We start from the raw sequence: 21,431 nt of genomic DNA, 5'->3' as shown, positions 1-21,431 counted from the left end.
GGGGCCGGGAGCGGTGCTCCCGGCCCCGGACCGGCCGGTCAGCCGCGGCCCGCGCCGCGGCGGCGCAGGAACATCAACCCGCCGCCGGCCGCCACCAGCGCGGCGGCGCAGGCGGCGATGATCGGCGTCCGGGAGTCGCCACCGGTCTCGGCGAGGTCGGGGGTCTTGGTCTCGACCTCCTCCTCTCCCCCGGTCTGCGGGGTCTCGCCCGGCTTCTCCGGCTCCGGCTCGGGCTCCGGGGCGGCCTCGGGGCGCTCGCAGTCGGCCGCCGCGAGGGTGATGCTGCCCTCGACCTCGGCGACGTTGAGGTTGAGCGGGTTGACGGCGACGTCCAGCCGGAGCGCGGTGGCGGCGGCGGTGTCGTCGGTGGTCTCCTCGTGAGCGAGCGCCAGCACGACCTCGCCGACGCCGGGGACATCGACGGCGGTGGTGCCGTTCAGGGTCACGGCGACCTCCGTCCCCAGCACGTCGACGGTGGCGGGCAGCTCGGCGACGGCCTCGGGCCGCTCGCCGGCGGTGCAGGTGGCGCGGGCGGTGACCGACTCCACGGTGATGAGCGAGGTGCCGGGCAGTCCGGGGACGTGGACCGCGGCGTTGACGAGCTTCACCTCGCCGACCGCGGTGTCGTCGTCGACCGAGGCGGTCGCGGAGGCGACATCGGCGCGCAGGAGGTGGAACGGCTTGCCCTGGTCGACGCCGTCGAGCGTCGCGGTGAGCGCGGTCTTCTCGGCCGACTCCTGGGCCCCCTCGGGTGCGCCGACCTCGTTGAGCGTGAGGTCCAGCGGCAGCTCGACGGCCTTGTTCAGCAGGGAGACCTGCAGACCGGACCGGAGCACCACGGCGCTCGCCTTGCCCTTCTCGCCGCTCTCCCCGGCGCCGGTGGCGACCGCGGGGGCGGCGCTGCCGAGGAGGAGTGCGGTGGCGATCAGGGTCGCCGCCCGGCGCGGGCCGGGACGGCGGAAGGCAGAGTTGTACACGGGTCGAACCCCCACAGATTCACGGTGACGCCGCCGTCGCACGCCGGTGGGACACCGGCGCGGAGAGCGGCTGGGACGTCGCCATCCTTGACGCCCGTACGGGTGACGGGAGGGGTTCCTCGACGCCTTCACCCGTACGGGGATCACTCGGCACGCCGTGCGAATCCCGGACGTCCGGCCAGCTCGGGCCCGGACGTCCGTGCGGAACCGATCACTCGTGCGCGGCAGCGGCGCCGCCGCGCACGGGGCGCGCACCGCACGTCGCTCCGGCACGGGCGCCCGGCGGGCGCCTCCCCGTTCGGGGGAATCCCCGCCGGGCCCGCGTCAGGGGGTCAGGGCGTCAGGCCACGACCCGGCCGTTGAGCACCACCCGGCGTGGAGCCGCCATCACCCGGACGTCCTCGCGCGGGTCGGAGGCGTAGACCACGAGGTCGGCGGGTGCCCCCTCGGTCAGTCCCGGCCGCCCCAGCCACGCCCGGCCGCCCCAGGAGGCGGCCGCGACGACCTCGGCGGCGGGGATACCGGCGCGGACCAGCTCGGCGATCTCGCGGGCGATCAGCCCGTGCGGGATCGTGCCGCCGGCGTCCGTGCCGGGGTAGACCGGCACCCCGGCCTCCCAGGCGGCGCGCACGGTCGCGTAGCGGCGGGCGTGGAGCGCCCGCATGTGCGCGGCCCACCGGGGGAACTTCGCCTCGCCGCTCGCGGCGAGGTCGGGGAAGGTGGCGATGTTGACCAGCGTGGGGACGACGGCCACACCACGCTCGGCGAACCGGGGGATGGTCTCCTCGGTGAGCCCGGTGGCGTGCTCGACGCAGTCCACACCGGCGTCGAGGAGGTCCGGCAGGGAGTCGGCGGCGAAGCAGTGCGCCGTGACGCGAGCGCCCTCCTCGTGGGCGGCGGCGACGGCCTCGCGCAGCGCGTCCGCCGGCCAGCAGGGCGCGAGGTCGCCGCGGTCGCGGTCGATCCAGTCCCCGACCAGCTTGACCCATCCGTCGCCCGCGCGGGCCTCCTGCCGCACGTGGGCGGCGAGCTCGGCCGGCTCGACCTCGTGGCCGTAGTTGCGGATGTAGCGGCGCGGGCGGGCGATGTGGCGTCCGGCGCGGATGATGCGCGGCAGGTCCTCGCGGTCGTCGACCCAGCGGGTGTCGGAGGGCGAGCCGGCGTCCCGCAGCAGCAGCACGCCGGCGTCGCGCTCGGTGACCGCCTGCTTCTCGGCGGCGGCGGCGTCGATGGCGCCGTGGCCGTCGAGTCCGATGTGGCAGTGGGCGTCGATCAGGCCGGGCAGCGCCCAGCCGGAGACGGTGAGGGCGTCGCCGCCGCCCGCCGGCGGGGTGAGGCTCACGCGGCCGCCCACGGCCCAGATCTCGTCGCGCACGTCCTCGGGCCCGGGGCCGGTGAGCACCCGGCCGGTGATCCGCAGGACCGGCGCCTCATGGGGTGAAGTCATGGCGAAAGGCTACGAGTTGTGCGGCTGTGACGCAGCGGTGCTTCCGGGGATTCCTGTGACATTGTGCACGGATGGAATCCACGGGAACGCAGCCGTGTGAATGCGGAGCGCTTACGGCACCTAGGGTCCCATCTGCTGCTGCCCAGACCCCCGATGCCTAAACAAAACGCATTGAGTTTCACTGGATCAACGATTGGCCCCCGCAGAAGTCATCGATGTTACGGATCTGTGACCAAGCCAACACCCTGTCCGGTTCGTACGGAAATATCAGTATGAACCCTGCCGAACCATGCCCCGATATGCGCTACTTTCACGCTCGGCCCATACCACAGTTCCGCCCTGCTGGGAACCGCGCCTGGCGATGCAATCTTCGCATTTGCTGGGTAAATTCGATAGACATGACCTCCGCACAAGCAGACCATGCACGTGCCCCCGTTAAAAGCGCAGAAATGCCCGAGGGATTGAAGCTCGACTATCCACGCCTCGAGGACGGCGCGGCGCTCTGGCGTATCGCGCGGGACTCGCGGGTTCTCGACCTGAACTCCTCCTACAGCTACCTGCTGTGGTGCCGCGACCACAGTGCCACCTCCATCGTGGCGCGTGACGCGGACGGCGACCCGGTCGGCTTCATCACCGGGTACCTGCGCCCCCAGGACCAGCGCACCCTCTTCGTCTGGCAGGTCGCCGTGGACCACAGCCAGCGCGGACGCGGTCTGGCGGCGGCAATGCTCGGCACGCTGGTCGGCCGCGTGGCGGAGGAACTGGGCGTCGAGTTCGTGGAGACCACGGTCACCCCGGACAACGCGCCCTCCAACCGGTTGTTCACCTCCTTCGCCGAACGGCACAGCGCACCGATGCGCAGCGACGTCCTGCTCGACGCCGACGTGTTCCCCGACGACGGCCACGAGCCGGAGGTGCTCCACCGCATCGGGCCCCTGACCGCCTGACGGAACCACCGCACCGCCCCGGACCGCCTCCGCAGCCAGCACCGCGCCGCGCACCGGACAACGACGTACCGGACCGCGCCGCGACCGCTCCCCCACCCCCGGGAGCCAGTCGTAACCCAGCGCCCCGACGCGCCGCGCGACGCCCGCAGGAGGACGACGCGCCGACCGACGACGCACCGCGACGGGACGCCCACCGGCCCGCATCCCGCACGCACCCGAACCCCAGGAGAGAACGCCGTGACCATCACCCAGCCCGACCTCAGCGTCTTCGAGACCGTCGAGTCGGAGGTCCGCAGCTACTGCCGTGCCTGGCCCGCCATCTTCGACCGGGCCCAGGGCAGCTACCTCTTCGACGAGGACGGCCACCGCTACCTGGACTTCTTCGCCGGTGCGGGGTCGCTGAACTACGGGCACAACAACCCGGTCCTCAAACGCGCCCTGCTGGACTACCTGGAGCGCGACGGCATCACCCACGGCCTGGACATGTCCACCACGGCCAAGCGGGCATTCCTGGAGACGTTCCGGGACGTGATCCTGCGGCCGCGCGACATGGACCACAAGGTGATGTTCCCGGGTCCGACCGGCACCAACGCCGTGGAGTCGGCGCTGAAGCTGGCGCGCAAGGTCAAGGGCCGCGAGTCCGTCGTCTCCTTCACCAACGCCTTCCACGGCATGTCCCTGGGGTCGCTGGCGGTCACCGGCAACGCGTTCAAGCGCGCCGGCGCGGGCATCCCGCTGGTCCACGGCACCCCGATGCCGTTCGACGACTACCTCGACGGCCGCACCCCTGACTTCATCTGGTTCGAGCGCCTGCTGGAGGACTCGGGCTCCGGCCTCAACCAGCCGGCCGCCGTGATCGTGGAGACGGTCCAGGGCGAGGGCGGCATCAACGTGGCCCGCGCCGAGTGGCTGCGTGCCCTGGCGGACCTGTGCCGCCGGTACGACATGCTCCTGATCGTGGACGACATCCAGATGGGCTGCGGTCGCACGGGGGCCTTCTTCTCCTTCGAGGAGGCGGGGATCCAGCCCGACATCATCACCGTCTCGAAGTCGATCAGCGGCTACGGGCTCCCGCTGGCACTCACGCTCTTCAAGCCGGAGCTGGACGTCTGGGAGCCCGGCGAGCACAACGGCACCTTCCGCGGCAACAACCCCGCGTTCGTGACCGCCGCCGCCGCGCTGGACGCCTACTGGCACGACGGGCAGATGGAGAAGCAGACCACGGCGCGCGGCGAGCAGGTCGAGGCCGCCCTGGCGGGCATCGTCCGGGAGAACCCGGACGCCGGTGGCCACTTCCGCGGCCGCGGCCTGGTGTGGGGCATGGAGTTCCCGGACAAGGAGCGCGCGGGCCGCATCTGCCGCCGCGCCTTCGAGCTCGGCCTGCTGGTGGAGACCTCCGGTCCGGAGAGCGAGGTCGTCAAGCTGCTGCCGGCGCTGACCATCTCGCCCGAGGAGCTGGACGAGGGGCTGCGCATCCTGGCGCGCGCGGTGCGCGAGGCCGGCTGACCCTCCCGAGTTGGACCCCGGGGTCGGACGGCACACCGCCGTCCGACCCCCTGCCGGGGCGCGCGCCCGCGCGTCCCGGTGAACCCGTTGTAACGACGGCGGCACCGTCCGGTGAAGGTTCGCGTGAGAGGTTTCGCGCTGCGGCTTGCCGGACCGTCCGCAGGAAGGCACCGTGAAGAAGTGATCGTCCGTTCCCTCAGCGACATCGAAGGCACCGACCGGGACGTGAAGTCCGCGTCCGGCACCTGGCGCAGCAAGCGGCTGGTGCTCGCCAAGGAGCGGGTCGGGTTCTCGCTGCACGAGACGGTGCTCTACGCGGGCACCGAGACGTCGATGTGGTACGCCAACCACATCGAGGCCGTGCTCTGCGTCGAGGGCGAGGCCGAGCTGACCAACGACGACACGGGCGAGGTGCACTGGATCCGTCCGGGAACCATGTACCTGCTCGACGGACACGAGAAGCACACCCTGCGACCCAAGACCGACTTCCGCGTGGTCTGCGTCTTCAACCCGCCGGTCACCGGCCGGGAGGACCACGACGAGAACGGTGTCTACCCGCTGCTCACCGAGCCCGCGGAGGACTGACACCCCCCTGGGGCCTCCCCCCGGCTCCGGGCTACCGCCACCCCCTCGGAACGCGCCGGCGGCGCCGGTTCGGCCCTTCGGGGGCGGCACAGGCCCGGTTCAACGCAACAGATCAATCGAGAGGATGGCACACCATGACGACCGCACCCGCGCAGATCGCCGACCTCTACCCCACGCGCGGTGAGAGTGAAGTGATCACCGACCGCCAGGACCCGGTTGTCTGGTCGGAGCCCGGTACGCCGGGTCCGATCGACGCGTCCGACCTGGCGTCCTTCGACCACGACGGCTTTCTCGCGATCGACGAACTCATCACCCCGGACGAGGTGGCGCTGTACCACGGCGAGCTGGAGCGGCTCACCACCGACCCCGTGATCAAGGCCGACCCGCGCTCCATCGTGGAGCCCCAGTCGGACAAGATCCGCACGGTCTTCGAGGTCCACCGCATCAGCGAGGTCTTCGCCTCCCTGGTGCGCGACCCGCGCCTGGCGGACCGCGCCCGGCAGATCCTCGGCTCGGACGTGTACGTCCACCAGAGCCGCATCAACGTGAAGCCCGGCTTCGGTGCGACCGGCTTCTACTGGCACTCCGACTTCGAGACCTGGCACGCCGAGGACGGCATGCCCCGCATGCGGGCGGTCTCCGTCTCGATCGCGCTCACCCGGAACCACGACACCAACGGCGGGCTGATGATCATGCCCGGCTCCCACCGCACCTTCCTGGGCTGCGCGGGCGCCACGCCGGAGGACAACTACAAGAAGTCGCTGCAGATGCAGGACGCGGGCACCCCGTCCGACGAGCAGCTGACGCGCCTGGCGGACGCCCACGGGATCAAGCTGTTCACCGGCGCGCCGGGCTCGGCGACCTGGTTCGACTGCAACGCGATGCACGGCTCGGGGGACAACATCACGCCGTACCCGCGGTCCAACGTCTTCATCGTCTTCAACAGCGTGGAGAACACCGCGGTGGAGCCGTTCGCGGCGCCGGTGCCGCGGCCCGAGTACATCGGCGCACGCGACTTCACCCCGGTGCGCTGACCCGGGGGCCGGACGCCGCGTCCGACGTCCCGGGGCACGATCCCCGAGAGCGTCCCCGCGACGGCAACGCGGCGTCCGGCAACCGAAGGTGCTTGTAACCGGGTGTCCTCGGTGGGAAGTTGGCACGGCTCAGAACCAACTCTCCCCGGGGGTGAGGATGTCCGCCAGTGACAACAGCGGCACCGAGGAAGCGGTGTCATCCGGGGCAGCGAGACCCGACGAGCGGACCGTGCGTCCCCGACAGTGGCTCGGCCTGGGCATCGGGGTCGTGTTGGCCGTGGTGGTCCGGCTGGCCGCCCCGGACTCGCTGTCCGCCGACGCCAGGAACGTCGCAGCGGTGGCCACGCTGATGGCGGTGTGGTGGATGACCGAAGCGCTCCCCCTGCCGGCGACCGCCCTGGTCCCCCTGGTCCTGTTCCCGCTGCTGGGCAACGCCCCGTTCTCGGATGTCGCGCCGCCCTACGCCAGCGACACGATCTTCCTCTTCATGGGCGGCTTCGTCCTCGCGGTCGCCATGCAGCGCTGGAACCTGCACACACGGTTCGCGCTGTCCACCGTGCTGCTGGTGGGAACCAGCCCGGGCCGCATGGTGGCGGGCTTCATGATCGCCACCGGCCTGCTGTCCATGTGGATATCGAACACCGCCACCGCGGTGATGATGCTGCCCATCGGTATCGCGGTGCTGGGGCTGGTCGCCCAACTCGGTGACGGCAAGAGGGACCCCAACTTCGCGACGGCGCTGATGCTCGGCATCGCCTATGCCGCCTCCATCGGTTCGCTCGGCACCCTCATCGGTACACCGCCGAACGCGTTCCTGCGCGAGTACCTCCAGAGCGCCCACGACATATCCATCGGCTTCTTCCAGTGGATGCTCTTCGGTGTGCCGCTGGCAGCGGTGTTCCTGGCGCTCGCGTGGCTCGTGCTGACCAAGGTGGTGTTCCGCGCCACGCTGACGGAGATCCCCGGTGGCCGGGAGATGATCGCCGAGCGGAAGCGGGAGCTGGGCCCGATGAGCCACGCCGAGCGGACCGTGCTCGCTGTGTTCGGTCTGGCGGCGGTGGCCTGGGTGGTCGTCCCCCAGTTGGACGGAATGTGGGACTGGCCCGAGCGGTTCGGCGACTCCGGGGTGGCGGTGGCGGCCGCGGTGCTGCTCTTCCTGCTGCCCGCCGACCGTTCCGGTGGCAGACGTGTCCTGGTCTGGGAGGACACCAAGGAGATCCCGTGGGGCATCCTGCTGCTGTTCGGGGGCGGCCTCAGCCTGTCCGCCCAGTTCGGTGAGAGCGGACTCAGCGCGTGGGTCGGCGATCAGGTCACCGGGCTCGACGCCATCCCGGTCGTCCTGCTCGTCCTCTCCGTCGCCGCCCTCGTGCTCCTGCTGACCGAGCTGACGAGCAACACCGCGACGGCCGCGACCTTCCTTCCCATCATGGGAGGCGTCGCCATCGGTCTCGGTCTGGACCCGATGCTGCTGGCCGTGCCGGTGGCGCTGGCCGCCACCTGCGCCTTCATGCTGCCCGTGGCGACTCCGCCCAACGCCATCGTGTTCGGCTCCGGGCAGGTCACCATCGCACAGATGCTCCGCGGCGGTGTCCTCCTGAACGTCCTGGCACTGGTGCTGTGCACCCTCTCCGTGTACACCGTGGGAGCGCTGGCCCTGGGCATCGCGCTCTGAGCGGAAGCAGAAACGGAAGCGTCCCGGACGCCGGAACGGCCCGAAAGCCGGAACGGCCTCGGCCCCCTCGGGAGGGGGCCGAGGCCGTTCCGCTGCGCTCCGGTCAGCGGACCCCGAGGATCTGCTCGATGGGGTCGATCGCGAAGAAGACCACGAAGGCGGCCGCCGTCGCCCACATCAGCCAGTGCACCTCGCGGATGCGGCCCAGCGCCGTCTTGACCACGACGTAGGTGATGAAGCCGGCACCGATGCCGTGGGTGATCGAGTAGGTGAACGGCATGACCGCGATGATGACGAACGCGGGGATGGCGATGTCGTACGCCTTCCAGTCCACCCCGACGACCTGCGTCATCATCAGGAAGCCGACCACGACCAGCGCCGGGGAGGCGGCCTGGGCGGGAACCGTGGCGGCGAGCGGCGCGAAGAACAACGCGAGGGCGAACAGTCCGCCGGTGACCAGGTTGGCCAGCCCCGTGCGCGCGCCCTCCCCCACGCCGGAGGCCGACTCGATGTAGGCGGTGTTGGAGGAGGCGGAGCAGGCGCCGCCGCCGACGGTGGCCAGGCCGTCGACCAGCAGCAGTCGGCCCAGCCGCGGCGGGCGGCCGTCCTTCAGCAGGCCGGCCTCGTTGGTCACGGCGACGGCGGTGCCCATGGTGTCGAAGAAGTCGGTGAGGAAGAGGGTGAAGATCAGCAGCAGCACGGTGATGACGCTGATCTGGCCGAACGCGCCGAAGAGGCTGAACTCGCCGACGAGGCCGAAGTCCGGCATGGCCACGATGTCGTCCAGACCGCGCGGCAGCTCCGGGGTGGTGAGCCCCCAGGCGACGTCGTCCGCGATGGTGTTGATGGCGACGGCGAGCGCGGTGGTGGCGACGATGCTGATCAGGATGGCGCCCTTGACCTTGCGCGCCATCAGCACGAAGGTCAGCAGCACACCGACGCAGAAGACGAGCACGGGCCAGCCGCGCAGCACACCGCCGTCGCCCAGTGTGACGGGCGTACCGTCACCGGGCCCGGCGAACCCGGCGTTGATCACGCCGATGAAGGCGATGAAGAGACCGATGCCGACGCCGATCGCCTGCTTGATCGGCATCGGGATGGCCTGCATGACCTTCTCCCGCAGCCCGGTCAGCGCCAGCGCGATGATCAGCAGCCCCTCCAGGACGACCAGGCCCATCGCCTCCGGCCAGGTCATCAGCGGCGCCAGGCCGTAGGCGACCATCGCGTTGAGGCCGAGTCCGGCGGCGAGCGCGATCGGCAGGTTGGCGGTGACGCCCATGAGGACCGTCATGACCGCGGCGACGAGCGCGGTGACGGTGACGAGCTGGCCGATGTCCAGCTGGTCGCCGTTGACGTCGGTGCTCCCGCCGAGGATGACGGGGTTCAGCACCAGGATGTAGGCCATCGTGAAGAAGGTGACCAGCCCGCCGCGGACCTCCCGGCCGACGGTGGAACCCCGTTCGCCTATCTGGAAGAAGGCGTCCAGGCGCCCGGCGGGCGTCTTCGCGCCCGGGGCGGCTTCGTCGGTCGGGGTGGTGCTCATGGCTGGTCCTCACGGAGGGTCGCGTCGGCGCCGGGACGGCGGGAACGCAGCGATTGTGCCTGACAGGGACACCTCCGTCCCAGCCAGGTCCGGAACGGAAACCGCGCCGTAACGCGGCGCGGCGCGGTTTCGGGAGCCGCACGGCGGGGGCATCAGTCACCGGCGGGGACCGCGGCGGGCCCGGCCGGCTCCCCCGCGGTCGGCGTGCGTCTCCGCAACGGAACGGAGGGCAGGGGAGGTTGGGCCCACCGGGCCGCGGTGCGGCCCGGCCGTGCCCGCCGCCAGGACCGCGGGTACGGAAACGGTGCCGTGGTCCCGCGGGGCGACCGACACCACGCACGCGACCCCGGCAGCCGTGGCGCAGCACACCTCGGCGCCGGGCCTGCACGCCGTCCGTGGGTGCGGCCGCCTGCCGGCGGTGGGGCGGTGCGGCCTCGGTCCGCACCGTAGCCGCTCTCCCGGATGCCCCGCCGTTCCCCCTTCGCCCGGTGTCACCGTCGTCGCCCCGCTGTCCGTCCTCCGCCGTCTGTCCCCCGCCGTCCGTCCCCCGCCGTCCGTCCCCGTACCGCCGATCGCCTTGAGGAGCAGCCATGTCCGAGCAGCGCGCCGCCCGGCCGGAGTCCCAGCGCACCGCCGCCTCGCCCCGTGCCCCCGAGGTGCGCCCCGGTGACGGAGCCCCGGCGCCGGCGGCGGCCGGTCAGCAGGGCGGAGCGCGGGCCGGCACCGTTCTGCTGACCGGGGCGGCGGGGCGGCTGGGCACGGCGCTGCGGGCGGGGCTGCCGGCATCGGGCTGGGAGCTGCGCTGTCTCGACCGCGTCGCCGTGCCCGGCGAGCCGGACGCCGTGGTCGCCGAGCTGGGCGACGAGGCGGCGCTGCGCGCCGCCGTCCGGGGCGTCGACGCCGTCGTCCACCTGGCCGGTCACCCGGGCGAACGGGACTTCCCGGAGCTGGTGCGGAACAACATCCTCGGGTCGTACCACCTGTACGAGGCCGTGCGGCGCGAGGGGGTGCCGCGGGTGGTGGCAGCCTCCAGCAACCACGCCGTCGGGTTCGCGCGCTGTCCCGACAGCGGCCAACCGCCGATTCCGGTGGACGGACCGCACCGGCCGGACACCTTCTACGGGCTGACGAAGTGCGTCGGCGAGGACCTCGCCGAGCTGTACTGGGCGCGCACCGGCATCGAGACGGTGTCGCTGCGCATCGGCGCCTGCTACCAGCAGCCGCGCAACGCCCGGGAGCTGTCGATCTGGCTCAGCCACGGCGACCTGGTGCGGTTGGTGCACGCGGCGCTCACCGCTCCGCACGTCGGGCACACCGTGGTCAACGGGGTCTCGGCCAACACCCGGGGCGTCCTCGATCTGACCGGCGCGCGCCGCCTGGGGTACCGGCCCGCGGACGACGCCGAGGAGTACGCGGGCGCCGTCCTGGCCGCGGACGAACCCGGTTGGGCGCGCCCGGGGACGCCGCCGCTGGGCGGCGACTTCATCGGCATGTGGGGCGACTGGCCGCCGCTGCCGGGTCGGGGGTGAGGCTGGGCGGGCCGGGCGGGGCCGTCGCTACTCGCCGCCGCGCGGCAGCGCGGAGCCGGTCTCCCCGGTGATCTCGGGCGCGTACAGCGTGGCGAGCGGTTCGGGTCCGGCGTAGCGACGGCACGGGCACTGCCGCGGCTCGGCGATGGACGACGCGGCTTCGCCCTTCCCCTCAGCCTGCGGCCGGGCGCCCAGCTTGGGCTGCTTGGGCTGCTCGGTCTGCTTGGTCTTCACCATCGCGTAGCACCGGCCCTCCTTCGGGTCGTGGCAGGCGAGGTGATGCGTGCACCCGCAGACCGGGTCGGGACCGCGCAGCTCACACTCGCGGCTCTGCCGCCGTTCGTCCTTCATCTTCTTGATCCGTCCCAGGCGCCACCGGCGACGAAGCCGGAGGCCAGGATCACCGCCACGATCTCGAAGCCGGTCACAGCCGGTCCCCCTGGTTCGTTGCTCGTGGGTATGTCGCTGGCCGGTGATCGCCGCACACGGGGAACGGGCCGAGGAAGGCCATGAGCACGCCGCGCCCGGCCGACGCCCGGCGGCACGGCCGGTCCGCCGACACGGAGTCGGGGGCGCACCCCGGCCCCGAGGGGTATGGCGTCCGGTCGTCGCGACGGCGGTCCGCGCGCTCCCCGGGGTCGGCCGCCCGGCACTGCCTTGACCCTGGCAGCTAATAGCATTAGCTTGTGGCTAACAGCCTTAGCCACAGGAGTTGCCATGACCGGTTCGACCGAGCACCTCGGCGTCGACGGCGGAACCATCGCCTACGAGGTCAGCGGCTCCGGCCCCCTGATCGTGCTGGCGCACGGCATGGGCGACAGCCGCGCCGCCTACCGTCTGCTCGCCCCGGCGCTCGTCGCGGCCGGCCACCGAGTGGCCTCGGTGGACCTGCGCGGCTGCGGTGAGTCCAGCACCGCATGGTCGGACTGGTCGCGCACCGCCGTCGCGGGCGACCTGCTCGCCCTGATCCGTCACCTCGGCGGCCCGGCCGTCCTGGTCGGCCACTCCCTCGCCGGCGGCGCCGCCACCATCGCCGCCGCCCGGGAGCCGGAACTGGTGACGGCAGTTGTCGAACTCGCGCCCTTCACCCGCAAGCAGTCGATCGCTCCGGGCGACCTGCGGGTGAAGCGTTTCCGGCAGGGCATGCTGCGCCTGCTCGGTGCGGGCGTGTTCGGCAGTACCCGGTGGTGGCTCTCCTACCTCGACGTCGCGTACCCCGGCACCAAGCCCCGCGACTGGTCGCAGCGGTTGGCGGCCATCGAGGCGAAGCTGCGCGAGCCGGGCCGGATGAAGGCCCTCCAGGGCATGGGGCGCAGCGCGCCGACCGACGCGGGCGCGCAGCTCGCCCAGGTGCGCCGCCCGGTGCTGGTGGTGATGGGCACGCGGGATCCCGACTGGGCGGACCCGCACGCCGAAGGCTCGGCCGTGGTCGAGGCGCTGCCGGCGGGGCTCGGACGACTGGAGATGATCGAAGGCGCCGGGCACTACCCGCACGACCAGTACCCGGACCAGGTGCTCTCCCTGGTGCTCGACTTCCTCCGCTCGGACGCCGCCCGTGCCTAGGGCGGGACTGGACCGCGCGACCGTGGTCGCCGCGGGCGCCGCACTCGCCGACGAGGCCGGCCTGCCGGGACTGACGATGGGGCTGCTGGCGCAGCGGCTCGGCGTGCGCACCCCGTCGCTCTACAAGCATGTCGACGGCCTCGACGACCTGCTGCGCCGGATAGCGGCGCTGGCGCTGGCGGAGGCCGGCGACGCCGTCGGGCTCGCCGTCCGCGGACGGGCCGGCCGGGACGCGCTCGCCGCGGCGGCCCACGCCTTCCGCGCCTTCGTGCTGGCACACCCGGGCCGCTACGCCTCCACCGTCGGGCAGGAGCCGACCGGACCGGACGACCCACTGGCCGTGGGCGCGGGCCGGATGCTGGACGCCTTCCGGTCGGTGCTGCACGGCTACGAGGTGCCGGAGCCCGACACCGACCACGCGCTGCGCATGCTCCGCAGCCTGTGCCACGGTTTCGCCACCCTGGAGTCGGCGCACGGCTTCCGCTGGAGCGCGGACGTCGACGAGAGCTTCGAATGGCTCATCGACTTCACCGACCGCGGCCTCCGCGCGATGTGAGGTACTTGGCGGGGCCGCCAGCCGGCATCGTCACGTTGCTGTCCGACCTGACGTCGGCGGTACGGGCGTTCGGAAACCCCGGGGCTGGCCAGCCGCACGCGGTGCGACCGGCACTCGGCGTCATGTCTACGACAGGTAGGCGCACCGCCCCTGCCGGGGCCATTGCGGGGAGGGGAGGGCCGCTGGTCTTCCCGGCAGGGGCGGGATCTGAGGGGTCAGCGCGTCCGAGCGGTGCGCACCGGCCGCACCGGGAGCGCGCGTCGGGCCGGGCGGACGGGCCGGATCACCGTCACATCGAGGTCCGAACGCAGCTGCGCCCGGACCTCGGGGCCGAGCTCAAGCCACGTCGTGCCGCCCCGGTGGGCGATGGCGGTGACGGGCAGGCACGAGCCGGCCAGGGTCAGGAAGTCACCGGCGCGTATCGCGGCGGCGGGGCAGCGCACGGCCTCGGCGCGAGGATCATCGGTGATCGACACTGCTGCTCCCGAAGGGTGCGAGGACGGGACGGAGGATCGGGCGCGCGGCCAGCGAGTAGAGGACTTCGACATCCCCGGCCCCGGCCCCGCAGACACGGTCCGGGCCGCGCGCGTTGGCGCTGATCGGGTGTCCGTCCGCCAGGGCGGCGCACTGCACCGCGCGGAACTCGGTGTCCGTCGTCCATTCGCGGAAGACCGTGGGGACCGGTGCGGCGTACTGACGCTGCTCCTCCGCCTGGTCGTCCGGGGCGGCGTCGAGCACGTCCGCGAGCCGGACGGCCTGGCGGTGAAGCCAGTCGAGCGCGTCGTCAGGGGTGTCCGCACACGTCGTTGCCAGGTACCACTCCCCCGCCGCGTCCGGCGACCTCGCGACCACCTCGCAGTGGTAGCCGTCCACGGAGCGTCCGGCGCTCACGAGCGGGACTCCGCCCGGTACGGCGTGGAGCTGAGTTCGCGGAACAGGTCATGGCCCGGATGGTCGTCCAGGTGGAGGACGGCCCACATCATGGCCGCATCCCCCGTCGCCGCCTGCGGCCCCATCTCCGCACAGACCTCGCACTGCACCCGGAAGACCAGCGGGCCACGAGACCGCACCAGAACCAGCCGCGCGAACCGATACCCACCGCTCACCGGTGCCTCAACTCCTTCAAGTGGGCATCGACCAAGCGACGCAACTCCGATGATCGAGCTACGAGTTCCGCCAGTGACGACGCCAGTTCGCCGACCGCATGCTCAGTGGTGGCCTCGGGCAGTGACTCCGTCCGCGCCAGCTCATCCCGCTCAATGTCCATGACCGCTCCCGTCAGCTCTGCAGCTCCCCGGCCGTCGAGCACCGTGTGTCCTCCATTGGTGACCAGAGCAACGCCAGAACCAATAGAATGTGGCGACTTGAAACATGGACAGAAAGAGCAGCGCTCCACCAAATAGCAGGTCAGCGCACCAGAACGCGAGGTCACAGCATTGGATGAGTCACCGGCAGATCTCGACTTGAATCCTGCTCAGCGGTTCGGACAGCGCGTGAAACGGGTCCGGGTCGGCCGGAAGCTGACGCAGAAGCAACTGGGCAAGGCGACGGGCTACAGCGAGGCGTACGTCAGCAAGGTGGAAGCAGGAAAGCTCCCTGTCCTTCCGAGCGACAAGTTCGCTCGGGGGTGCGACCTGGTCTTCGGAACCTACGGCCTCTTCGTGGACATGCTGGAGCAGCTGAGCAAGGGGGATCACCACCCCAGTTGGTTCATGCCGTACGTCAACTTCGAGCGGCGAGCGTCCATGATCCTCGACTACTCAGCAACCAGCATCATGGGGATGCTGCAGACAGCGGACTACGCCCACGCGATCTTCCGTGCGGGCTACCCTCACGAGTCCAACAACGTCATCAAGACCAAGGTCGATGCGAGACTCGGCCGGTCCGAGATCATGAAGCGCGTCAGCCCCCCGGCGCTGTGGGTGGTGCTCCACGAAGGCTGCCTCCGCACCCAGGTCGGCGGGCCCTCCGTCATGGAGGGGCAGCTCGCACATCTACTACAGGCCGCCGAGACCCCTCACGTCGATCTGCAGGTAGTCCCCTTCTCCGCCGGCGCGGCGGCGGCTCATATACTCCCGTTCACCCTGCTCACCTTCGAGGCTTCGCCGACCGTCCTCTACTCAGACGATCCGGAAGGCGGCAGGCTCTATGACAGAGCGGCCAGCGTCGCAGCTGCCCTCCAGGCCTATGAGCGGCTGAGGGCGCACGCGATGGCCCCTGATGATTCGGTTGCCCTGATCCAACGGCTGCACAAGGAGTACACGCATGAGTAACGGCCTCGACGGCGCCCCAGTGTGGCTCACGTCGTCCTACAGCGGTTCCAACGGCGGCCAGTGCATTGAGGTCGCCACCAACGTCGCAACCTCGCACGGCCGGGTCCCCGTCCGCGACTCCAAGAACCTCGCCGGACCCAGCCTGGCGATCCCTACCGACGCTTTCGCCGCGTTCGTGGACAGACTCAAAGCGGGTTCGATCCTCGCCTGAGCGCTCACGTCACCCGGAGCCCCGCCGTACGCATCCCGCACGACGGGGCTCCGGGAACGAGTGGGGCCCGCACTGCGGCTGAGCTGCCGCCCACGCGCGGGCGGAGGTCAGCGGATCGTCCCGCCCAGTGCTCCGCCACGGGGTGGGCACGCCCCCGCGTGCGAGGGGGATCAGGTCTGAAGCTGCTCTCCCTCGTCTCGTACCCGGAGGGGGGAAGGGTCAACGCGTGGTCGCAGGATCCGGAACCTCTCCGTGAGCACAATCCCGTGCGACCTGGGCCCCGCGGGGCCGATGAAGAGTTCGCGAGCTGCTCGTGTCCCGCTTCTGGCTGAGCCATGGGTCCATGGGTTGCTCTGCCCGCCGGACCGGCACGCAGAGAGCGACTAGGCTCGGCTACGCGCTACGCGGCCAAGAATGTGGAAGGGCAGCACCGTGGGGAGTGTGAACGGAGCTTGGGTTCATCGTGCCCTCTCCGAGAGCGACCGCAGCAACTTCGAGTCTCAGTACGCCTTTGCGCTCGCCGGAGCACGACTGACGTACGAGATCGAGCCGCTGGCCGACGTCGTTCGGGAGTGGTGGGTCCGCGCCGGAGGAGACCGGGACGCCGCGGACGCAGACGGCTACCGTTCCCACCAGGACGCGACGATCACCCGTCGACCTCAGCTTCCTCAGCAGGACCCCACCCGGTGGGTCGACCGCACCGGACCCGCCGTCTTCGCAGCCCTCTCGCCGGACGACCGCGTTAGCTTCGAGCTGGACTTCGCCGGTGCGGCTGACTTTGCGGCGCAGTCCTACGACCACCGGCGCCTGGTCGAGGTCGTGGCCGAGTGGTGGACCCCTGCGTGCCGAAACGCCAACCCGGAACACCAGCAGATCGACCTTGAAGTGATCCGGCGCATCGAGGCCGGCGACGAGTCTGTCTTCACCGACGGCGGGGAACAGTCGTAGGCACGGGCACCTACGAAGTCCGGTTTGTGACAGAAGCGGCGCGCCAGCGAGACTCTCTCCCGGCAGGACCACGCAGGGAGCTGGAAGAAGCACTCAAAGAGATCCGGACCAACCCTTTCAGAAGGGCAAGAAGGGCTCCGACGAAGTGTGGTACCAGGATTTCGGCAGGACCGGTCAGATCATGTACCTCGTCTCCAACCGCATCGTCACCGTCACGGTGCTTCGCCTCACATACGTCTGAGCCTCCCCCACACGAGCGGGGAGCAGCCCGCACCGGTTCGCAGTGCGGGGCGGCAGGGTGGAACACCCCCGCGTGTGCGGGGAGCAGATCGCAGCGGTACCCGCTCGACGCGTCGGCGATGGGAACACCCCAGCGTGTGCGGGGAGCAGGCCGGGGTGCCGCCGGCCGCCGCGCTCCTCTCAGGAACACCCCCGCGTGTGCGGGGAGCAGGGTGCCCTTCGGGGTTGCTGAAGCGGGGTGGGGGGAACACCCCCGCGTGTGCGGGGAGCAGCTCTGCAATCTGCTGTTGCTCCGGTCCTGCGCGGGAACACCCCCGCGTGTGCGGGGAGCAGACCGACAGCAGAGCGGGCGGCGCCTACGTCCGGGGAACACCCCCGCGTGTACGGGGAGCAGGCGTCTTGCAGTGAGGCGGGGCGGGTGGTCTGGGGAACACCCCCGCGTGTGCGGGGAGCAGCCGTGCCTGCCCGCCAGCACGGCCACGCTGTCGGGAACACCCCTGCGTGTGCGGGGAGCAGAGCTCGGGGGTAACGGTGAGGAAGTTCATGAGGGGAACACCCCCGCGTGTGCGGGGAGCAGCGGGCCGCGGTGAAGGAGCTGCGCAAGCGCCAGGGAACACCCCCGCGTGTGCGGGGAGCAGCCGTGCCCGTACCAGGCCCTGGCGTTGTCACTGGGAACACCCCCGCGTGTGCGGGGAGCAGATCTGGCGCTGACCGTTGGCGTCGAGCCCGAGGGGAACACCCCCGCGTGTGCGGGGAGCAGAGCTTCGAGGGCTTCGACGAGGTCGCGGGCGAGGGAACACCCCCGCGTGTGCGGGGAGCAGCGTCGCGTCGACGATCCAGCCCCACGCAGCCGAGGAACACCCCCGCGTGCGCGGGGAGCAGAAGCGTGGTTTGCAAAGTGAACGTTGCGGTATGGGAACACCCCCGCGTGTGCGGGGAGCAGCGTGACCCGTGCTACCCGTCCGGCCATGATGCGGGAACACCCCCGCGTGTGCGGGGAGCAGGATCAGGTCACCCTGGCCCAGGTCCAGGAGCAGGGAACACCCCCGCGTGTGCGGGGAGCAGAGTGCGTGACCTGGGGCGTTAACTGGCGAGTAACTGGATTTTGCTTACTTTACTAAACTCCGGCATTTCACCCATCCCAGGCCGCGTGGTCGGCGTCGGAGCAACGATACGGCGCGGCGGGGCTGTTCGGGCCGACTCGGGGGGTGGTTCGGCTCGTGCCGTCGCCTGGGGCGGCCGTGGGGTGACCGGGCGGTGAGGCGGAGGCGTCGGCCCAGGCTTCCGCGCACAGGGCCCGGTCGAGTTCGTCCGTGTAGGCGGCGACGGCGAGCCAGGCGCGGGCGAAGAGTTCGGGGTCGGTGGCGCGCAGTCGTCCGAAGGTGTCGCGGGTGCGGTCGGCGGCGGTCCGGTGCAGGTTCTCCAGGAGGGCGGCGGCTGTCGGCAGCGCGTGGTCGCGGAGGGTCCCGGGATCGGTGCCGGGTGGCGGTATGAGGAGGGCGCGACCACCGGCGACGGCGTGGTGCAGGCGCCGCCGCAGGAGGTGAAGCGGGGCGGTGGGCGGTCGGTGGGTCGCTGCGCGGGCGGCGGCGGAGGGCGCGTCGGCCGGGGTGACGGGCGGAAGGTCGGCGGTCTGCAGGCGTTCCAGGCCGAGGTTGACGTGGGCTGTTTCGTCGGTCGGGTGGCTGACGGCCAGCAGGCGGGCGCGGGGATGGGAGGCGGGTTCCAGCCGGGCGACGGCACGGAGCCGGAGGCCGGGGCGGGCGGCGAGCAGGCGGAGGTTGTCGCGGTACGGCAGGCCGGGGTGGTCGTGGGCCACGGTCAGCCGGACTGCCACTCCCCCGCAGTCCGCGAGGAGGCAGTCCCCTGCGGACTCCCGCACCGTGCCCGCGAGGGTCACGGTGAGGAAGAGCAGGTCGTCCCGGCCGGGTGCGGTGGTGTCCCGGGCGGCGAGCGCGCGGGCGATCTGTGCGGCGAGCGGTTCCTCCCAGAGGTCCGCCGACGGGGCGTCGTTCCAGGAGGAGCCGCCCGCCCGGACCGCTCGGACCCCGGCTCCGGCTCCGAGGCGGCCGGACGGCGAGAGGGTCGCCCCGGCGACGGCTAGCCCGGAGCGGGAGAGTTCCCGGTGCGTCAGCGAGGTGTCGCCCATCCGGACCGTGCGGTCCCCCGCGGCGGCTGCTCGGGCCGCGCCGCCGGGAGCGACGTCGGAGACGGTGTAGCGGCGACCTGTGGCGTCCACGGTCCAGGTGACGGCGCCCGCGTAGCCCCCGGCGGTGAGGACCGGCTCGGTGAACAGGCCGTGGAGTCGCAGCGAGCCTTCTGGCGTGTAGGTGCGCCGGGCGGTGCCGCGCAGTTCGGCCAGTTCCGGGCCGGTGGCCTCCGGCAGACGGTGGGAGGTGTGGAGCAGGTCCCGCAGATGGCGGGCGAGGTCGGCCAGCCGGTGCTCGGGCGAACCCGCGCGCGCGGCGCGGAGTTGGGTGACGGTGGAGACGGCAGCGGCGCCGGGCCGGTGGAGCCCGGCGAGGCGGGCGGTGTGGGCGGCTCGCAGCAGCTCCGCCTGGTGCACGGCGCCTGCACCGTCCCGGCCGGCGTCGAGGGCGCCGGCCGCAGCGGTGAAGAGGGCTGCGCAGGCGGCACGTTGTTCGGCGGTCGGGCCCGGGAGGGCGGCATGCGGCCGCTCGGCGTGCGACGACCCGGCGGGCGGCGGCCCGGCGTGCGGCGAGCGGTCGCTGACCGCGGACGCGGACGTCCGGTCGGCCGCCACGGCAGCGGTGCGTGCCCCGTCCGGGGCGGTGGTGGCCCCGGGCGCCGGGTTCGCGGGCGAGGTCGGTGCGGAAGGCGGCTCCAGGTCGGGACCGGCACCGCTGGACGGCGGCGCGGCATCGAGCGAGGCGTTGTCCGGCTCCGGAGGTTCGGCGATGGGCGCCGCGGAGACGACGGCCGCGCGGTGCACGCAGGCGGGCGCCAGCAGGCAGCCGCAGCGCACCGCTTCGACGGTGGCGACCGTGCCGTCCGGGGCGTCGAGTTCGAGAGCGGTCTCCTCGTCGAGCGCGATCCGCACGGTCCCGCCGTCGCGGGTGGCGGGGAGGTCGGCCAGCTTGGCGACGGCGGCGTCGAGCCGTTTGCGGAGCCGGGGGGAGAGGGCGCCGACGATCTCGGCGGTCACCTCGGGAGCCACGGGAGGCAGCTGCGTGCTCATGAGACCTTCTCCCCCACCCAGCGGGCGAGTTCCAGCGGGCTGAGCGCGGCGACCGGCATGCCCGCCGCGACGAGTTGGGCGGCCACGCCGGTGGAGTAGCGCGGGCGGCCGAGGTCGTCGAGACCGGCGCAGCCCAGGACGTGGCAGCCCGCGGCGACAAGGGCCCGGACCTCGGCGAGCAGGCCGCCGAGGGGGTGGCCCTCCTCGAAGTCGCTGATGACCACGACCAGCGTGCGGGAGGGGACGCTGACCAGTTCCCTGGCGGCGCGCAGCCCGGCGGCGATGTGGGTGCCGCCGCCGATGCTGACCTCCAGCAGGAGGGACAGCGGGTCGTCCACCTGGCCGGTGAGGTCGACGACCTCGGTGGAGAACGCCAGGAAGTGGGTGGAGAGGGTCGGCACCCCGGCGAGCACGGACGCGGTGAGGGCGGCCCAGATGGTGGAGGACTCCATCGACCCCGACACGTCGGTGACGAGGATGAGCCGCCAGTCGGCGGAGCGGCGGCCGCGGCTGTGGAAGACGGGGTGTTCGGGGAGCAGTTGGACGGTTCCGTCCGGCCTGCGGCGCGCGCCGGCGAGGTTGGCGCGGATGGTGCGCGGGAGATCGAGCGGACCGCCGGGACGGTGCGACGGACGCGGTTGGATCGCGCCGTGCAGCGCGGGGCGGACGCGGGTGGCGAGCGCTTTGGTGAGTTCGTCGACGAGTCGGCGCACCAGGGGCCGGAGCGCGGCGAGTCGGGCCTCGGGGAGGCCGCCGGCGTGGCTGAGCACGGTGCGGAGCAGGTCCACGGAGGGGCGGACGGTGTCCGGGTGCAGTTCGGTCAGGACGTCGGTGCGGCCCTGCGCCGCGGCGGCGGCCATCACCTCCTCGCGGATGCCGGGGCCGAAGAGCGCGGCGAGTTCCTCGGACCAGGCCCGCACGCCCGGATAGGGGGCCTCGCGGCCGCCGCCTCCTCCGGTGCCGCCGCCGAGGTCGCCGCGGCTCCCCTCACCGCTCCCTCGGCCGTAGAGCTCGTCGAGGGCGGTCGCGTAGCCGGTGGCGGCCGTGTCGAGGGCGTCGTGGCGTCGGCCGAGGACGAGTCGCCAGCGGTCCGCCGCTGCCAGGAGGCGGGGCGGCGCGGGGGCGGTCGGTGGGACGAGGTCGCGGTGCGCCCCGTCGGCGGGGCCGGGCGCCGGGCCGCCGGCGGCGGGCTCGTCACCGG

The 21,431-nt window shown here is 72.2% G+C and carries 20 protein-coding genes and 1 CRISPR repeat array; of the genes, 11 read left to right on the top strand and 9 right to left on the bottom strand.

Annotated elements, in window-relative coordinates; translation table 11 throughout:
• Positions 1 to 38: 38 nt before the first annotated feature.
• Together HCN52_RS10900 and HCN52_RS10895 are read right to left on the bottom strand one after the other, a co-directional pair.
• Complete coding sequence (locus tag HCN52_RS10900; RefSeq protein WP_168088213.1) at positions 39 to 977, bottom strand: SCO1860 family LAETG-anchored protein; 939 nt, start codon at positions 975 to 977, stop codon at positions 39 to 41.
• Between the two features lie 340 nt (positions 978 to 1,317).
• A complete protein-coding gene (locus HCN52_RS10895; protein WP_168088212.1) occupies positions 1,318 to 2,424 on the bottom strand; it encodes an amidohydrolase family protein in 1,107 nt (368 codons plus the stop codon).
• A gap of 449 nt (positions 2,425 to 2,873) precedes the next feature.
• Here HCN52_RS10895 and ectA point away from each other — a divergent pair, with 449 nt between their 5' ends.
• The 5 genes from ectA to HCN52_RS10870 all read left to right on the top strand — a co-directional run bounded on the left by ectA (position 2,874) and on the right by HCN52_RS10870 (position 8,168).
• A complete protein-coding gene (gene ectA / locus HCN52_RS10890; protein WP_168088211.1) occupies positions 2,874 to 3,371 on the top strand; it encodes a diaminobutyrate acetyltransferase in 498 nt (165 codons plus the stop codon).
• 237 nt (positions 3,372 to 3,608) lie between these two features.
• Positions 3,609 to 4,877, top strand: a complete 1,269-nt coding sequence (ectB, locus tag HCN52_RS10885) for a diaminobutyrate--2-oxoglutarate transaminase (protein ID WP_168088210.1) — start codon at positions 3,609 to 3,611, stop codon at positions 4,875 to 4,877.
• Between the two features lie 180 nt (positions 4,878 to 5,057).
• A complete protein-coding gene (locus HCN52_RS10880; RefSeq protein WP_167972220.1) occupies positions 5,058 to 5,462 on the top strand; it encodes an ectoine synthase in 405 nt (134 codons plus the stop codon).
• Between the two features lie 134 nt (positions 5,463 to 5,596).
• The gene (gene thpD / locus HCN52_RS10875; RefSeq protein ID WP_168088209.1) at positions 5,597 to 6,496 is read left to right on the top strand and encodes an ectoine hydroxylase; all 900 of its coding nucleotides are present in this window, start codon (positions 5,597 to 5,599) and stop codon (positions 6,494 to 6,496) included.
• 157 nt (positions 6,497 to 6,653) lie between these two features.
• Entirely contained in the window at positions 6,654 to 8,168 is a 1,515-nt protein-coding gene (locus tag HCN52_RS10870) for an SLC13 family permease (protein ID WP_168088208.1), read from the top strand.
• 103 nt (positions 8,169 to 8,271) lie between these two features.
• On the opposite strand, the gene HCN52_RS10865 is transcribed toward HCN52_RS10870, so the two are convergent.
• Positions 8,272 to 9,711 (bottom strand): NCS2 family permease, encoded by a 1,440-nt coding sequence (locus HCN52_RS10865; RefSeq protein ID WP_168088207.1) that lies wholly within the window; start codon positions 9,709 to 9,711, stop codon positions 8,272 to 8,274.
• Between the two features lie 590 nt (positions 9,712 to 10,301).
• On the opposite strand from HCN52_RS10865, the gene HCN52_RS10860 reads away from it, so the two are divergent.
• On the top strand, positions 10,302 to 11,240 hold the full coding sequence (locus HCN52_RS10860; RefSeq protein WP_168088206.1) for an NAD-dependent epimerase/dehydratase family protein: 939 nt from the start codon (positions 10,302 to 10,304) through the stop codon (positions 11,238 to 11,240).
• A gap of 27 nt (positions 11,241 to 11,267) precedes the next feature.
• Here the strand turns inward: HCN52_RS10860 and HCN52_RS10855 are convergent, their stop codons facing one another.
• Positions 11,268 to 11,591 (bottom strand): hypothetical protein, encoded by a 324-nt coding sequence (locus tag HCN52_RS10855; protein ID WP_168088205.1) that lies wholly within the window; start codon positions 11,589 to 11,591, stop codon positions 11,268 to 11,270.
• A 366-nt stretch (positions 11,592 to 11,957) separates the two neighbouring features.
• On the opposite strand from HCN52_RS10855, the gene HCN52_RS10850 reads away from it, so the two are divergent.
• Together HCN52_RS10850 and HCN52_RS10845 are read left to right on the top strand one after the other, a co-directional pair.
• Positions 11,958 to 12,803 (top strand): alpha/beta fold hydrolase, encoded by an 846-nt coding sequence (locus HCN52_RS10850; RefSeq protein WP_168088204.1) that lies wholly within the window; start codon positions 11,958 to 11,960, stop codon positions 12,801 to 12,803.
• 22 nt (positions 12,804 to 12,825) lie between these two features.
• Entirely contained in the window at positions 12,826 to 13,359 is a 534-nt protein-coding gene (locus tag HCN52_RS10845) for a TetR/AcrR family transcriptional regulator (protein WP_168088214.1), read from the top strand.
• A gap of 215 nt (positions 13,360 to 13,574) precedes the next feature.
• Here HCN52_RS10845 and HCN52_RS10840 read toward each other — a convergent pair whose 3' ends face one another.
• The 3 genes from HCN52_RS10840 to HCN52_RS10830 are packed head-to-tail and all read right to left on the bottom strand — an operon-like array spanning position 13,575 to position 14,465.
• Positions 13,575 to 13,835: a hypothetical protein gene (locus HCN52_RS10840; RefSeq protein WP_168088203.1), complete on the bottom strand. Its 261-nt coding sequence runs from the start codon at positions 13,833 to 13,835 to the stop codon at positions 13,575 to 13,577.
• Positions 13,819 to 14,250 carry a hypothetical protein gene (locus HCN52_RS10835; protein ID WP_168088202.1) on the bottom strand — a complete coding sequence of 144 codons (432 nt, stop codon included), beginning with the start codon at positions 14,248 to 14,250 and terminating at the stop codon, positions 13,819 to 13,821. The genes HCN52_RS10840 and HCN52_RS10835 overlap by 17 nt, the downstream gene beginning before the upstream one ends.
• A complete protein-coding gene (locus HCN52_RS10830; RefSeq protein WP_168088201.1) occupies positions 14,247 to 14,465 on the bottom strand; it encodes a DUF7848 domain-containing protein in 219 nt (72 codons plus the stop codon). Before HCN52_RS10830 ends, HCN52_RS10835 begins: the two co-directional genes overlap by 4 nt.
• A 330-nt stretch (positions 14,466 to 14,795) precedes the next feature.
• Between HCN52_RS10830 and HCN52_RS10825 the strand changes: the two genes are divergently transcribed.
• The 3 genes from HCN52_RS10825 (at position 14,796) to HCN52_RS10815 (ending at position 16,791) form a co-directional block, all read left to right on the top strand.
• Positions 14,796 to 15,632, top strand: coding sequence for a helix-turn-helix domain-containing protein (locus tag HCN52_RS10825; protein ID WP_168088200.1), 837 nt, complete (start codon positions 14,796 to 14,798; stop codon positions 15,630 to 15,632).
• Positions 15,625 to 15,843, top strand: a complete 219-nt coding sequence (locus HCN52_RS10820) for a DUF397 domain-containing protein (RefSeq protein WP_168088199.1) — start codon at positions 15,625 to 15,627, stop codon at positions 15,841 to 15,843. The genes HCN52_RS10825 and HCN52_RS10820 overlap by 8 nt, the downstream gene beginning before the upstream one ends.
• Positions 15,844 to 16,284: 441 nt before the next feature.
• The gene (locus HCN52_RS10815; protein ID WP_168088198.1) at positions 16,285 to 16,791 is read left to right on the top strand and encodes a DUF6247 family protein; all 507 of its coding nucleotides are present in this window, start codon (positions 16,285 to 16,287) and stop codon (positions 16,789 to 16,791) included.
• A 299-nt stretch (positions 16,792 to 17,090) separates the two neighbouring features.
• Positions 17,091 to 18,096: direct repeats of the CRISPR family, unit length 29 nt; unit sequence GGGAACACCCCCGCGTGTGCGGGGAGCAG.
• 67 nt (positions 18,097 to 18,163) lie between these two features.
• On the opposite strand, the gene HCN52_RS10810 is transcribed toward HCN52_RS10815, so the two are convergent.
• Entirely contained in the window at positions 18,164 to 20,230 is a 2,067-nt protein-coding gene (locus tag HCN52_RS10810; protein WP_209314404.1) for a serine/threonine-protein kinase, read from the bottom strand.
• A partial coding sequence (locus HCN52_RS10805) for a vWA domain-containing protein (RefSeq protein ID WP_168088197.1) occupies positions 20,227 to 21,431 on the bottom strand: 1,205 nt, incomplete at its 5' end. The genes HCN52_RS10810 and HCN52_RS10805, both read right to left, overlap by 4 nt.

The sequence above is a fragment of the Streptomyces bohaiensis genome (assembly GCF_012033785.1).
Lineage (GTDB): Bacteria > Actinomycetota > Actinomycetes > Streptomycetales > Streptomycetaceae > Streptomyces > Streptomyces bohaiensis.
This window is presented reverse-complemented; position numbering and strand designations above follow the sequence as displayed.

What these genes read in the sequence shown, in the direction of transcription:
- HCN52_RS10810 (WP_209314404.1), bottom strand. Translation starts at nt 20,230, where the DNA reads ATGAGCACGCAGCTGCCTCCCGTGGCTCCCGAGGTGACCGCCGAGATC.
- thpD (WP_168088209.1), top strand. Translation starts at nt 5,597, where the DNA reads ATGACGACCGCACCCGCGCAGATCGCCGACCTCTACCCCACGCGCGGT.
- HCN52_RS10895 (WP_168088212.1), bottom strand. Translation starts at nt 2,424, where the DNA reads ATGACTTCACCCCATGAGGCGCCGGTCCTGCGGATCACCGGCCGGGTG.
- HCN52_RS10850 (WP_168088204.1), top strand. Translation starts at nt 11,958, where the DNA reads ATGACCGGTTCGACCGAGCACCTCGGCGTCGACGGCGGAACCATCGCC.
- HCN52_RS10865 (WP_168088207.1), bottom strand. Translation starts at nt 9,711, where the DNA reads ATGAGCACCACCCCGACCGACGAAGCCGCCCCGGGCGCGAAGACGCCC.
- HCN52_RS10855 (WP_168088205.1), bottom strand. Translation starts at nt 11,591, where the DNA reads ATGAAGGACGAACGGCGGCAGAGCCGCGAGTGTGAGCTGCGCGGTCCC.
- HCN52_RS10870 (WP_168088208.1), top strand. Translation starts at nt 6,654, where the DNA reads ATGTCCGCCAGTGACAACAGCGGCACCGAGGAAGCGGTGTCATCCGGG.
- HCN52_RS10820 (WP_168088199.1), top strand. Translation starts at nt 15,625, where the DNA reads ATGAGTAACGGCCTCGACGGCGCCCCAGTGTGGCTCACGTCGTCCTAC.
- ectA (WP_168088211.1), top strand. Translation starts at nt 2,874, where the DNA reads ATGCCCGAGGGATTGAAGCTCGACTATCCACGCCTCGAGGACGGCGCG.
- HCN52_RS10860 (WP_168088206.1), top strand. Translation starts at nt 10,302, where the DNA reads ATGTCCGAGCAGCGCGCCGCCCGGCCGGAGTCCCAGCGCACCGCCGCC.